Consider the following 12,411-nt stretch of genomic DNA (forward strand, 5'->3'; position numbering starts at 1 on the left):
TTTCCGCGGAGACAGTCTGGTTTGCTTCGCTGCGCTCGCAATGACGGCGCTGGTGCGCCGTCCTAAAGCAACGGATATCGATGACATGAATCCCGCCCTCCTCTCCGCCTGGCAGACCTGGGCGCTGCTCTCCGCCAGCTTTGCAGCGCTCACCGCGATCTTCGCCAAGATCGGCGTCGAGAACATCAATCCGGATCTGGCGACCTTCATCCGCACCATCGTGGTGCTGCTCGCCTTCTCGGTGCTGCTGTTCTTCACGGGCCAATTGGCCGTGCCGTCGGCGGTCTCCCCGAAGACCTGGCTGTTCCTGGTGCTGTCGGGGCTCGCAACCGGCGCATCCTGGCTGTGCTATTTCCGCGCGCTGAAGCTCGGCCCCGCCACGCTGGTGGCGCCGATCGACAAGCTCAGCGTCGTGCTCGTCGCCCTGTTCGCGTTCGCCTTTCTCGGCGAGCGGCCGACCGCACAGGGCTGGGTCGGCATCGCATGATCGGCGCCGGCGCGGTGCTGCTGGCGGTCAAGTTTTGAGGCTGGCGGTTCCCCCCGGGGCACGATAGTCAAGGGCGGATTTTGGAGATCGACGTGCCGACCGCACCGCATGACGCCATCTGGGCCTGGAGCATCGTCGCAACTGCGACCGCAGGCGTGATCATCCGCCCTTTTCGCCTGCCGGAAGCGATTTGGGCCGTGCTCGGCGCTGGCGCCCTGGTGCTGCTCAGCTTCCTGCCGTGGCGGGACGCGCTCACGGGCATCGAGAAAGGCATCGACGTCTACCTTTTTCTGATCGGCATGATGCTGATCGCCGAGCTCGCGCGGCTCGAGGGCCTGTTCGACTATCTGGCCGCGTTTGCGGTTGAGCATGCGCGCGGCTCCCCGCAGCGGCTGTTTCTGCTGATCTACCTGGTCGGCACGCTGGTGACGGTGCTGCTCTCGAACGACGCCACCGCGATCGTGCTGACGCCGGCCGTCTACGCCGCCACCCGCGCGGCCGGCGCCAAGCCGCTGCCCTATCTGTTCGTCTGCGCCTTCATTGCCAATGCCGCGAGCTTCGTGCTGCCGATCTCCAACCCGGCCAACCTCGTGGTGTTCGGCAAGAACATGCCGCATCTCGGAACGTGGCTCCGTCAGTTCGCGCTGCCGTCACTGGCCTCGATCGGCTTCACCTACGTCGCATTGCGCCTTGCGCTGCACCGCGAGCTCAAGCACGAAACGATCGAGACGCGGGTCCCTCACCCGAAGCTCGGCCGCGGTGGTCTGTTGACGGCCTATGGCATCGGCGCCATCGGCATCGTGCTGATCTGGGCTTCCGCGCTCGATCTGCAATTGGGCCTGCCGACGTTCGTCTGCGGGACCGCGACGGCGGCGGCCGTGCTGCTCATCAATCGGCAATCGCCCTTGCCGGTGCTGCGGGGCGTGTCCTGGAGCGTGCTGCCGCTGGTCGGCGGGCTCTTTGTCATGGTGGAGGCGCTGGTGAAAACAGGCGTGATCGCGCAGCTCAGCGCGCTGCTGCATCAGGCAGTGGGGCAGTCCGTAACGAAAGCTGCCTGGAGCGTCGGTATTGCCACCGCGCTCGCCGACAACATCGCCAACAACCTGCCGGTCGGCCTCGTCGCCGGCTCGGTCGCCGCCAGCGATCATCTGCCCGCCCCTGTTGTCAGCGCCATCCTGATCGGCGTCGACCTCGGCCCCAATCTGTCGGTGACCGGATCGCTCGCCACCATCCTCTGGCTGGTCGCGCTGCGGCGGGAAAAGATCGAGGTCGGCGCCTGGCCGTTCCTCAAGCTCGGCCTCCTGGTGACGCCGCCCGCCTTGATCGCGGCGCTGGCGGCGGCAATCTGGTGAGGGACGCCGGAGGCGGCTTTCGAAAGCAAGCAGGTCCCGATCGCGGCGATGACGCCGCGACCGGACCCGCGCTTCGTCAGTCGTTCTCGTAGCCGTAGACTTCCGGCAGGATGAAGATCGCGGCGAGCAATCCGATCAGCGGGAAGATCGCGACCATCAGCGTGGCATTCGCCTGCCCGATCGCGGCGAACACCGTCGGAAACAGGAAGATCGCCAGGAACGACGGCAGCTTCACGAACATGTAGGCGAAGCCGCTGGCGGTGCCGCGATATTGCGGCTTGGCGACCATGGTCGGGATCGTCATGCAGTTCGACGCGTCCCAATAATGGCCCCACAGCATCGCAGCGGCCGCGAACGGCAGCAGGATCTTGTTGTCGGTGTAGAGCGCGAAGGCCGCGACCAGTAGCGCAGCCAGCACGATTCCGAAGCCCGCGATCGAGATGCCGCGGTGGCCGATCTTCGGCGTCAGCAGCGGACCGACCCAGCCCGACAGGGCGGCGAAGGAGAACAGCGCCATCGTCACCAGATTGATGCCGAGCACGCTCGACACGCCGACCATCACGAACAGCACCGGCAGGTAGAACGCGAAGGTCGAGAATTCGCTGGCCTGCGCGAAACAGGCGATCCAGCCATACAGCGTGGCGCGCCAGCGGATCGGATCCTTCTTGAGGTCGGCAAGGAAGGCGCGCGTGCTGGTTTTGGGAACCACGACGTCCCGGTCCGGCAGCATGTCGAGATTGTCGTTGAACATCTCGCGCGCGACCCGCTTGGCTTCGCGGTAACGCCCCTTTTGCACCAGCCACACCGCCGTCTCCGGCACGTCGTGGCGCATCAGAAGGATGATCAGCGCAGGCACCGCGCCGAGGCCGAGCGTCACCCGCCACAGCATCTCGTGCTGCATGTCGATCAGCAGGAAGATCACGATGACGCCGATGGTGAGGACCTCGCCGACGGCGAACATGAACTGCCAGCGGTTGCCCATGACCTCGCGCTCGCCCTTGGCCATGGATTCCATGATGTAGGTGTAGCCGGTCGAGATGTCCGAGCCGAGCGGGATGCCGAGCAGGAAGCGGATCACGACCAGCCAGAACACATCGGGCACGAAGGCCTGCGCCAGCGCCAGCACGATGAACAGCACCATCGTCACCAGGAACATGACGCGGCGGCCGATCTTGTCGGAGAGCCAGCCGCCGAGCAGCGCGCCGATCAGGGCGCCGCCCTGCGTGCCCGCGGCGGCCAGGCCCAGCATCAGCGGATCGGGATTGAATTGCTCCTTGATGAAGATCAGCACGAAGGCGATCGAATAGAGGTCCCAGGCTTCGACCAGGATCGAGGCCATCATCAACCAGCCGACCTTGTTGCCCTTGGGACTGTAGTTCGTGATGAGGTAGCGGACCGCGGCTTCGCTCGCGGTCGGTTGTGGCATCGCCATCGTCGACATCTCTGGTCCTCTCCTAAGAACTCTTTACGCCCCAAGCAACGGCTCGATGCTGCAATCGAGCAGGCGCGGGTCGATCCCCACCTCCATGCCCGTGAACATCTCGCCCATGTAGTCGATCAGCGCATCGCTCGCCTTTACGCCGTCGTCGACGCGGCGGTTGGCCACCGCGTTGAGAATGGCGAGATGGCGATCGATCGTGCCGGACAGATCGGCCTGCCCCGGCATGAAGCGGTGATGGATGTAGCCGATGCGCCGGTACAGCGTGTGCAGCGGCCGCAGCGTGTGCACCAGGAACGGCTCGCCAGCCGCCTCCAGCACCAGCGCGTCGATGCGGCGGTCGATGCTGTTGAATTCGTCGAGCGTCAGGCTGGCGCGGCGCTCGCGCAGCAGGCGCTCGATGTGAAGCGCCTGATTGCGATGCGAGAGGCTGGCGCGATCGGCCGCGAGGCGGATCACGAAACGCTCCATGTCGCGGCGCAGGGCCAACAGCATGCGCTCGCGCGCCAGATCGATCGGCGCAATGTGCAGACCGTGGCGCGGACGGATGATGATGAGCGTGTCGGCGGAAAGACGATTGACGGCGTGGTGCACCGGCGTGCGACCGAAGCCGGTCATCTCCTGCAATTCCAGCATGGTCATGAATTGGCCGGGCTTGAGCTCGCAATGGACCAGGAGCTCCTCGATCTTCTGATAGGCCAGCTCGAAGAAGTTGAGGCGGTTGCGTCGCGAGGGCCTGCCCTCGCCGTTGTCGTCGCTTCTCACCACCTCGAGCGCGCGCTTGCGCCGTGCCATGTCGTCCTCCCGTCCGCCCGCGCTCTCGCCTCGCGCGGCGGCGCCTTATTTGTGATATCCTTAAAACATATTGTGATATATTACAAGCGGGCGTAAGACTGCCTCAGATGCACCGTCAATGGCGGCGCAGAAATGACAAACAATGCGGGCGCTATGGGCCCGATGGGAGGATTATTGCCGTGAAAATCACGTCGATCGAAACCCTGCGCACCGAGGAGTTCTCCAACGTCATCTGGGTGCGCGTCCATACCGATGCGGGCGTGATCGGGCTCGGTGAGACCTTCTATGGCGCGGGCGCAGTCGAGGCGCAGATCCACGACACCTTTGCCGGCCGCCTGCTCGGCCGCAATCCCCTGCACATCGAAGCGATCCATCGCGACATGCTGAACTTGCCGATGGCGCAGTCATCCACCGGCGTCGAATATCGCGCGGCCTCCGCGATCGACATCGCGCTGTGGGACCTGTTCGGCAAGGTCTGCGGCCAGCCGGTGCACCAGATGCTCGGCGGCCTCTGCCGCGACAAGCAGCGCATCTACAACACCTGCGCCGGCACGCAATATGTCCGCTCCACCAATATCAGCCCGGTCGCGAACTGGAATCTCGGCGCCAACAAGGGCCCTTACGAAGATCTCGACGGCTTCATGAACCGCGCCGACGCCCTCGCCGAAAACCTTTTGGAAAGCGGCATCTCCGCGATGAAAATCTGGCCGTTCGATCCGGCGGCGCAGGAGAACAAGGGCCTCTACATCACCGCCGCGCAGATGAAGCAGGCGATCGAACCGTTCGAGAAGATCCGGAAAGCCGTCGGCGACAGGATGGAGATCATGGTCGAGCTGCATTCGCTGTGGAATCTGCCGACCGCCAAGCAGATCGCACGCGCGCTCGAGCCCTACAAGCCGACCTGGTACGAGGACCCGATCCGGATGAACTCGCCGCAGGCGCTCGCCGAATATGCGCGCTCGACCGACGTCTGGGTCTGCGCCAGCGAAACGCTGGGCTCGCGCTTCCCCTACAAGGACATGCTCGACCGCGACGCCATGCACGTGGTGATGGCCGATCTGTGCTGGACCGGCGGCCTCACGGAAGGGCGCAAGATCGCCGCGATGGCCGAGACCTATCACCGTCCCTTCGCGCCGCATGATTGCATCGGGCCGATCGGCTTCATCGCCGCCATCCACATGTCGTTCAGCCAGCCCAACACGCTGATCCAGGAATCAGTGCGCGCCTTCTACAAAGGCTGGTACAACGAGCTCGTCACCACGATGCCGACGATCAAAGATGGCTACGTCTTCCCGATGGAAGGACCCGGCCTTGGCGTCGACCTTCTGCCCGCCGTCTTCGACCGCACCGATCTGATCGTGCGCCGCTCCAACTCATAAGGACTTTCCGACATGAGCACGTCCCTCTTCGATCTCTCCGGCCGCACCGCGCTCGTGACCGGCTCCTCCCGCGGGCTCGGCCGCGCCATCGCCGAAGGCATGGCGAAGGCAGGCGCCAAACTGATCATCAACGGCGTCGATCCCAAGCGCGTCGAGCAGGCCGTCGCAGAATTTCGCGCCGCCGGGCATCAGGCCGAAGGCGCCGCCTTCAACGTCACCGACGAGCCCGCCATCGTCGCCGCGTTCAACGACTTCGACAGGAAGGGCCTCGCCGTCGACATCGTCGTCAACAATGCTGGCATCCAGCACCGCAAGCCGCTGGTGGAATTCACCACCGACGAATGGCGCAAGGTGATCGAGACCAACCTCACCAGCGCCTTCGTGATCGGCCGCGAGGCGGCCAAGCGCATGATCCCGCGCAAGCACGGCAAGATCATCAATATCGGCTCGCTCGGCAGCGAGCTCGCCCGCCCGACCATTGCGCCTTACACCGCGGCCAAGGGCGGCATCAAGAACCTGACCCGCTCGATGGCGGTGGAATGGGCCCAGCATGGCATCCAGGCCAACGCCATCGGCCCCGGCTACATGCTGACCGACATGAACGAGGCGCTGGTCAACAACACCGATTTCAACAACTGGCTGATGGGCCGCATTCCCTCAAAGCGCTGGGGCAAGCCGGACGAGCTGGTCGGTGCCGCGATCTTCCTGGCCTCGGACGCGTCCACCTACGTCAACGGCCAGATCATCTATGTCGATGGCGGCATGATCGCCGCGATGTGACCGCGAACAGGGAGCAAGCCATGCGCGCCGTCGTCATTCACGCCCCGAAGGATTTGCGGATCGATAGCTACCCCGATCCGGCGCCCGGCCCGGGCGAGGTCCGCGTCAAGATCGCCAATGGCGGCATCTGCGGCTCGGACCTGCACTACTACCACCATGGCGGTTTCGGCGTCGTGCGGATCCAGCAGCCGATGGCGCTGGGGCATGAGATCGCCGGCGTGGTCGCTGCCGTCGGTGACGGCGTCACCAACGTGACGACAGGCACGCGCGTTGCGGTCAATCCGAGCAAGCCGTGCGGCGCGTGCCTGCATTGCCAGGAAGGCATGCGCAACCAGTGCCTCGACATGCGCTTCCTCGGCAGCGCGATGCGCTTTCCCCATGTGCAAGGTGGCTTCCGTGAATTCATCACGGTTGACGCCACGCAGGCGGTGCCGATCGCCGACAAGCTCTCGCTGGCGGAAGCCGCGGTCGCCGAGCCGCTCGCGGTGTGCCTGCATGCCGGCAAGCAGGCCGGTCCCCTGCTCGGCAAGCGCGTGCTGATCACCGGCTGCGGCCCGATCGGCGCGCTGATGATCTTGGTCGCGCGCTTCGGCGGCGCATCCGAGATCGTGGTGACTGACGTCGCCGATGCACCGCTCGCGGTCGCCAAAAAGCTCGGGGCCAGTCACGCCATCAACGTCGCAAGCGATGCCACAGCGCTCGATCCATGGCGTGCCGGCAAGGGTGTGTTCGACACGCTGTTCGAAGCCTCTGGCAACCAGGCTGCGCTGCGCACCGCGCTCGACGTGCTCAGGCCCGGTGCGACCCTGGTGCAGCTCGGCCTCGGCGGCGAGATGACGCTGCCGATCAACTCGATCGTCGCCAAGGAATTGCAGCTCCGCGGCACCTTCCGCTTCGATCCCGAGTTCGAACTTGCGGTGCGGCTGATGGGCGAAGGCCTGATCGACGTCAAGCCGCTGATCACGGCCACTATGCCGTTCGAGAACGCGGTCGCCGCCTTCGAGCTCGCCAGCGACCGCTCGCAATCGATGAAGGTGCAGCTGACGTTCTGAATGCGACGCGGCTTGGTTCACCTCTCCCGTAGGGAGAGGTGAAGAGACCGCCGGCACACAACAAGACCTATCGGCTCTCGATCAGCCGGTCGCTCACCAGCCGCACGGCGCCCCGTTTCCACGAATAGTCCGCGCCCATGCGCAGGCCGCTGTCGCCGCGCGCCAGCACCGCGCCGGTGCTGGCGTCGCGCAGCTGGAATCCGAGCGTGTATTCGGTGCGGCTGACCCGCCGCACCACGCCGCTCAGCGATTGATCGGCCCCCAGCTCTTTCGCGATCGCCGCCTCGCAGCCACTGCAGTCGCGTAGCGCTCGCGCCGTCACCGCCTCGCCGCTCGCGCTGCCGACGTCGATGATGCGGTAGCGGCCGGATTGGCCGAGGACGTCACGCACGCCGGCAGTGACCTCTGCCAGGTGCGATGCGTCTGAAGCGGCTAGAGTGGTCCCCGAAGCGGCGGTCATGTCCTCGAGCTCGAAATCGAACACGGCAAGCGCGACTGGCGCAGGCTGCGCGAGCGCCGCGATGATCTCGCGGGCGAGGAACGCCTCGGCGCGGTCCCAGGCTTCATCGTTGTCGCCGCGGAACGTGTAGAGCTTCTCGGACAGAACCTTCCTGGCGGCGGTGTCGATCACGGCGACCCGCGCCCATTGCACCAGTGTGCTCGTCTTCTGGATACCGCCGACGACCTTGAATTTCGCATCAGCTTGTCCGGCGGGTGTGAGCTGATAGCGCTTGTCCGCCCCGACATCCCGCCGCAGCGCGACCATGAAGGCTGCAAGCCGCTTCTCGTGGGCGGCGGTCTGGTCGACCGGCTCGCCTGATGTATCCAGATACTGGAAATCCTCGATCGACACGCCCGCCGGCGCTGCCGCCTCGGTGCCCGCACCGGCAGGGCGGACATCCACGAGGACAGCGAGGAGCAATGCAGGGAGGATCAACCGGAAAAGGTGCATGAGCGGGCCTCGCAGCAGGAAGCGGTTCGCAAATCTCGGCGGCCAGCCCAAGCCGCTGCAACGGCGACCGTCCCGGCGAACGCCGGGAAAACTTCACGGCGCTGCACTGCGGTAGAGCGTAGCGCTTTCCGCGGCTGGCGTTCTGCCGTTTAATGCGCAGGCGACAAACCCCGTTCGCGCCAGGTGCCCTCGATGTGGAACCGCCCGAGATTCGATCTCAAGGTCCGTCTGACGTTGCGCGTCGCCGCCATAACGGCCGCCTGCTTCGCCGCAATCTCCGCCTATTTCCTGATCGCCGCCGACCGCGCAGTGCACGCGCGCATCGACGGCATCGCCGCGATCGTGGCGAAGTCGCTGGAGCTGCAACAAGGCAAGATCCAGTGGGCGGCCGGCCCGCGCGATTTTCCCAACCTTGACCCCGTCGCAGCCTATGTGATGACGCCCGGCCTGTGTCTGGCCTTCCGCGGCGCGAGCGGCGAGATGCTGCAGCGGTTCTGCAGCGGTGCACCTGCCCCGGCGAGCCCGCCGCCGCAAGCTTTCGCGGCGTTCTATCGCAGCCTGTTCGACCCCGGCCGCGAAGCGGCACGGCCTGTGATCGTACGGGGCGTCAAGATCGGCGAGACCGTTGTGTCGGTCGATCCGGCTGTGCAGACGGCGGAGGCGTGGCACGAGGCCGGCCGCCTGATGATCGCGCTTGCGATCGCGCTGCCGCTGCTGTGCCTGCTCGTCTACGCTGCGCTGGCGCGCGCGCTGCGCCCGACCCGCCTGATCTGCACCGGCCTCGAGCGGATCGCGGCCAACGACCTCACGGCGCGGCTGCCGCCGTTCGATCTCGCCGAGCTCTCGGCGATCCGCGACGGCTTCAACCATCTCGCCGAAAGCCTCGACAATGCGCTCGCCGAACGCAGCGAGCTGACGCGGAAGCTGATCGCGCTGCAGGACGACGAGCGTCGGCATCTCGCCCGCGAGCTGCACGACGAGTTCGGCCAGTCGCTCGCCGCGATCCGCGCGCTGGCCTCCTCCGCCCGGCAGACCGCCGCGCAGGACTGCCCCGCTCTGCTCGGCGAATGCGACGGCATCGCGCGGACCGCGACCGGCATGATGGAGACGCTGCGCGGCGCGCTGTTCCGGCTTCGCCCGCCCGACGTCGAGGAGCTCGGGCTGGTTGCGAGCCTGGAAGGCCTCGTCGCAGGCTGGAACGGACGCAGCCGCGGCGAGACGCGCTTCATGATCCAGTTCGACGGCGCGTTCGAGACCCTGCCCGCCACGATCAGCGCCAATCTCTACCGCATCGTGCAGGAGGCACTCACCAACGCCGCCAAGCACGCCGGCGCCACCAGGGTCGGCGTGCATTTGACGATGGCGGAAAACGAGATCGCGCTGGCCATCGACGACGACGGCCGGCCGAGCGATGCCTCGAGCAAATCCGGCATGGGCCTGCTCGGCATGCGCGAGCGCGTTGCGGCCCTGCGTGGTCGGATGAACTTTGAAGTCGGCCCCAACGGCGGCTCGGCGCTGCGCGTCGTCATTCCGCTCGCCGCCGCCGACCGGCAGGCGCTGGAGCATGCAGCATGAGCGCGGCCGATGCGTCCATCCTGCTGGTCGACGACCATTCCGTCGTCCGCGAGGGTTATCGCTCCGTGCTGCAGAAGCAGCCGGGCCTGCGCGTCATCGCTGAAGCCGCCGACGGCGCGGAAGCCTATCGTCTGTACAAATCCGAGGCGCCCGATCTCGTCATCATGGACCTCAGCATGCCCGGCATCGGCGGCATCGAGGCCGTCAGGCGGATCAGGCAGTGGGACAAGAGCGCCAGGATCCTCATCTTTACCATGCATCAGAATGCGGGCTTCGCCGTGCAGGCGATCCGCGCCGGCGCCAGGGGTTACGTCACCAAGACCAGCCCGCCGGAAACGCTGGTGCGCGCGGTGATGGACGTGCTCGCCGGCAAGATCGCGATCAGCCCCGACATCGACCACGAGCTGGCGTTGAGCCGGCTCGGCGGCGAAAGCTCGGCTGCCGACGTCCTCACCGCGCGCGAGTTCGAGGTGCTGCGGCTTCTGCTCGCGGAGAAGACGACCGACGAGATCGCGGAGACGCTGCACGTCAGCCCGAAGACGGTGGCGAACCTGCATTCCCTGATCAAGGACAAGCTCGGCGTCGGCTCCGACATCGAGCTGGTTCGCCTCGCGCTGCGCCAGGGACTGTTGACGCAGCTCGATCTGGGCGAAGCCTGATCGTCAGGCGGCCCCGCGCGCGGCTATTCGCGGGCGATCACCTGGTCCAGCCACGCGCAATTGAGCGGCGGCACGCGTGGATCGGGGACGCGGACGCCGCGGGCCGCCGCGTCCAGCCGCATGTCACGCAAGCGCTTGCGCTGCTCGCCCGTCATGTAAAGCCGCTCATGGCCCCACAGCGACGGGCCGTCAAACGTCTCGTGCGGCTGCCAGGTCACGGGATCGATGACACGCGCGCCCCAGCCATATTCGATGAAGAAGCCGGAGGGCGTGTTCACGTAAAACGAGGTCATATGGTCGTTCGTGTGCCGGCCCAGCGTATAGGCGATACGGCCCTCGTCCATCTGCGCGAGGTCGTAGCCTTGCCCGATATCGTCGAGGCTACCAAGCTCGACCATGAAATGATGCAGCGCCTTCCGCCCCGAGCCGACCATCGCGAAGCTGTGGTGGCGGCCATTGACGTGAAAAAAGTACAACCCGTAAGGCTTCAGTCCGAAATCCGAGACGTGGAAGCCGAGCACGTCGCGGTAGAACGGCAAGAGTGGCCCGACATCCTCCACATTGAGCACGACATGCCCCATCCCAAGCGCACCGGTGCGGAAGCCCGAGATCGGCCGGCCCGGCTTGAAGGGCTCGGCCGCAAGCTCAGGCTTGCAGAACGCCTCGAGCCGATTGCCCACGGGATCGGCGAATGAAATCAGCTCGGTCACATGCCGTTCGTCGGCGAGCGCGCGTGATCCAGGCGTCACCTTCACGCCGTGGTTCTCCAGCCGCCCGGCGAGGCGATCGAGCTCTGCACTTGACGGAACCTCCCAGCCCATCACCGCAAGACCGGCGTCGCTGCTGCCGTCCACGATCAGCCGCTGCTTGCGATCGTCCATCCGGAACGCGCGCATCTTGCCGCCGCGATCGACCTGCTGCATGCCGAGCAGTCCCGTCGCCATCCGGCCCCACTGTTCGAGCTGCGATGAATTGATTCCGATATAACCGAGTGCGGTGATTTCCATCGAATTCCTCCCGAAGGCATCGCGTGCACCGCAATACGGCGAACTTGATACCGACCGCGCACGATCCTACGGTGCGTTCCGCAATCGCTTCGCGTTCGCAACAATAATCGCGGGACCGTGCGCCACAAGGGAGGAAATGCGAAGTGTCCAAGGAGCGGACGGGGACGGGAGCGCCGCGGCAGTCGGAAGGCGTCCGCGCCTTCAAGCGCGGGCTGGACGTGCTGCGAGAGGTCAACCGCTCCGGCGGCATCCGCGCCGGCGACGTCGCCCGCGCACTCGACCTGCCCCGTCCCACCGTCTACCGCCTGCTCGAAACGCTGGAAGAACTCGGCTACATCGCCCGCAGCGCCAGCGACGACCGTTTTCGCGTCACCCGGCGCGCGCTGAGCCTCGGAGACGGCTACGATCCCGGTGTGGTGGTCTGCCAGGCGGCGGCGCCCTATCTCGCCGAGCTCAGCAAGACCCTGGTCTGGCCGGTCGATCTCTCGACTTACGAGAACGCCGCGATGGTCGTCCAAGAGACCACCCACGCGCGGAGCCCGCTCTCGATTGACCGGGGCATGATCGGCAAGCGCCTGCCGATGCTGCGCACCTCCGCCGGCCGCGCCTATCTCGCCGCCTGCCCCGCGCGCGAACGCGATCTGATCGTGAATCATCTGCGCCGCATCGACGAAGTCGACGACCGCCCGTTCCTCGACCAATCCTACCTTGAGCGCGTGATCGCCGAGACGCAGGCGCGGGGCTACGCGACCCGCAGCGAGGGCGAGTACAATCCCAAGACGGCTTCGATCGCGGTCCCGATCGTGCGGGACGGGGCCGTGTTCGGCTGCATCTCGATCATCTGGATTCGCTCGGCGCTGGGGATCGACGAGGCGATTGCGCAGTTTGCAGCACAGCTTCGGGAGACGGCTGCGGCCATCCCGGTCGAGGGCTAG

11 protein-coding genes and 1 pseudogene are annotated in these 12,411 nt (G+C 66.1%); 8 read left to right on the forward strand and 4 right to left on the reverse strand.

Annotated features, from left to right (window positions below; all coding sequences use genetic code 11):
• Window positions 1-85: 85 nt before the first annotated feature.
• A pseudogene (locus IVA79_RS06060) lies at window positions 86-525 on the forward strand (EamA family transporter).
• Window positions 526-579: 54 nt separating this feature from the next.
• Window positions 580-1,839, forward strand: a complete 1,260-nt coding sequence (locus IVA79_RS06065) for an arsenic transporter (RefSeq protein ID WP_247550958.1) — start codon at window positions 580-582, stop codon at window positions 1,837-1,839.
• Between the two features lie 76 nt (window positions 1,840-1,915).
• Here IVA79_RS06065 and IVA79_RS06070 read toward each other — a convergent pair whose 3' ends face one another.
• Both IVA79_RS06070 and IVA79_RS06075 read right to left on the reverse strand, forming a co-directional pair.
• Window positions 1,916-3,280: an MFS transporter gene (locus IVA79_RS06070; protein WP_346658147.1), complete on the reverse strand. Its 1,365-nt coding sequence runs from the start codon at window positions 3,278-3,280 to the stop codon at window positions 1,916-1,918.
• Window positions 3,281-3,304: 24 nt separating this feature from the next.
• Complete coding sequence (locus IVA79_RS06075; RefSeq protein WP_247550961.1) at window positions 3,305-4,072, reverse strand: GntR family transcriptional regulator; 768 nt, start codon at window positions 4,070-4,072, stop codon at window positions 3,305-3,307.
• A gap of 179 nt (window positions 4,073-4,251) precedes the next feature.
• On the opposite strand from IVA79_RS06075, the gene IVA79_RS06080 reads away from it, so the two are divergent.
• Genes IVA79_RS06080 through IVA79_RS06090 form a run of 3 tightly spaced genes read left to right on the forward strand, consistent with a single transcriptional unit; the run spans window position 4,252 to window position 7,283 of the window.
• Window positions 4,252-5,451, forward strand: a complete 1,200-nt coding sequence (locus tag IVA79_RS06080) for a mandelate racemase/muconate lactonizing enzyme family protein (RefSeq protein ID WP_247550964.1) — start codon at window positions 4,252-4,254, stop codon at window positions 5,449-5,451.
• 12 nt (window positions 5,452-5,463) lie between these two features.
• Window positions 5,464-6,231 (forward strand): SDR family oxidoreductase, encoded by a 768-nt coding sequence (locus IVA79_RS06085; RefSeq protein WP_247550966.1) that lies wholly within the window; start codon window positions 5,464-5,466, stop codon window positions 6,229-6,231.
• 20 nt (window positions 6,232-6,251) lie between these two features.
• Window positions 6,252-7,283, forward strand: coding sequence for an L-idonate 5-dehydrogenase (locus IVA79_RS06090; protein ID WP_247550968.1), 1,032 nt, complete (start codon window positions 6,252-6,254; stop codon window positions 7,281-7,283).
• 67 nt (window positions 7,284-7,350) lie between these two features.
• Here IVA79_RS06090 and IVA79_RS06095 read toward each other — a convergent pair whose 3' ends face one another.
• Window positions 7,351-8,235: a DUF3280 domain-containing protein gene (locus IVA79_RS06095; protein ID WP_247551435.1), complete on the reverse strand. Its 885-nt coding sequence runs from the start codon at window positions 8,233-8,235 to the stop codon at window positions 7,351-7,353.
• A gap of 192 nt (window positions 8,236-8,427) precedes the next feature.
• On the opposite strand from IVA79_RS06095, the gene IVA79_RS06100 reads away from it, so the two are divergent.
• Window positions 8,428-9,810: a HAMP domain-containing sensor histidine kinase gene (locus IVA79_RS06100; RefSeq protein WP_247550970.1), complete on the forward strand. Its 1,383-nt coding sequence runs from the start codon at window positions 8,428-8,430 to the stop codon at window positions 9,808-9,810.
• Complete coding sequence (locus IVA79_RS06105) at window positions 9,807-10,469, forward strand: response regulator transcription factor (RefSeq protein ID WP_247550972.1); 663 nt, start codon at window positions 9,807-9,809, stop codon at window positions 10,467-10,469. The genes IVA79_RS06100 and IVA79_RS06105 overlap by 4 nt, the downstream gene beginning before the upstream one ends.
• 23 nt (window positions 10,470-10,492) lie before the next feature.
• Here the strand turns inward: IVA79_RS06105 and IVA79_RS06110 are convergent, their stop codons facing one another.
• Window positions 10,493-11,476 carry a VOC family protein gene (locus tag IVA79_RS06110; RefSeq protein ID WP_247550974.1) on the reverse strand — a complete coding sequence of 328 codons (984 nt, stop codon included), beginning with the start codon at window positions 11,474-11,476 and terminating at the stop codon, window positions 10,493-10,495.
• 143 nt (window positions 11,477-11,619) lie between these two features.
• On the opposite strand from IVA79_RS06110, the gene IVA79_RS06115 reads away from it, so the two are divergent.
• A complete protein-coding gene (locus tag IVA79_RS06115; RefSeq protein ID WP_247550976.1) occupies window positions 11,620-12,411 on the forward strand; it encodes a DNA-binding transcriptional regulator in 792 nt (263 codons plus the stop codon).

The organism is Bradyrhizobium sp. 138 (genome assembly GCF_023074075.1).
Taxonomy (GTDB): domain Bacteria; phylum Pseudomonadota; class Alphaproteobacteria; order Rhizobiales; family Xanthobacteraceae; genus Bradyrhizobium.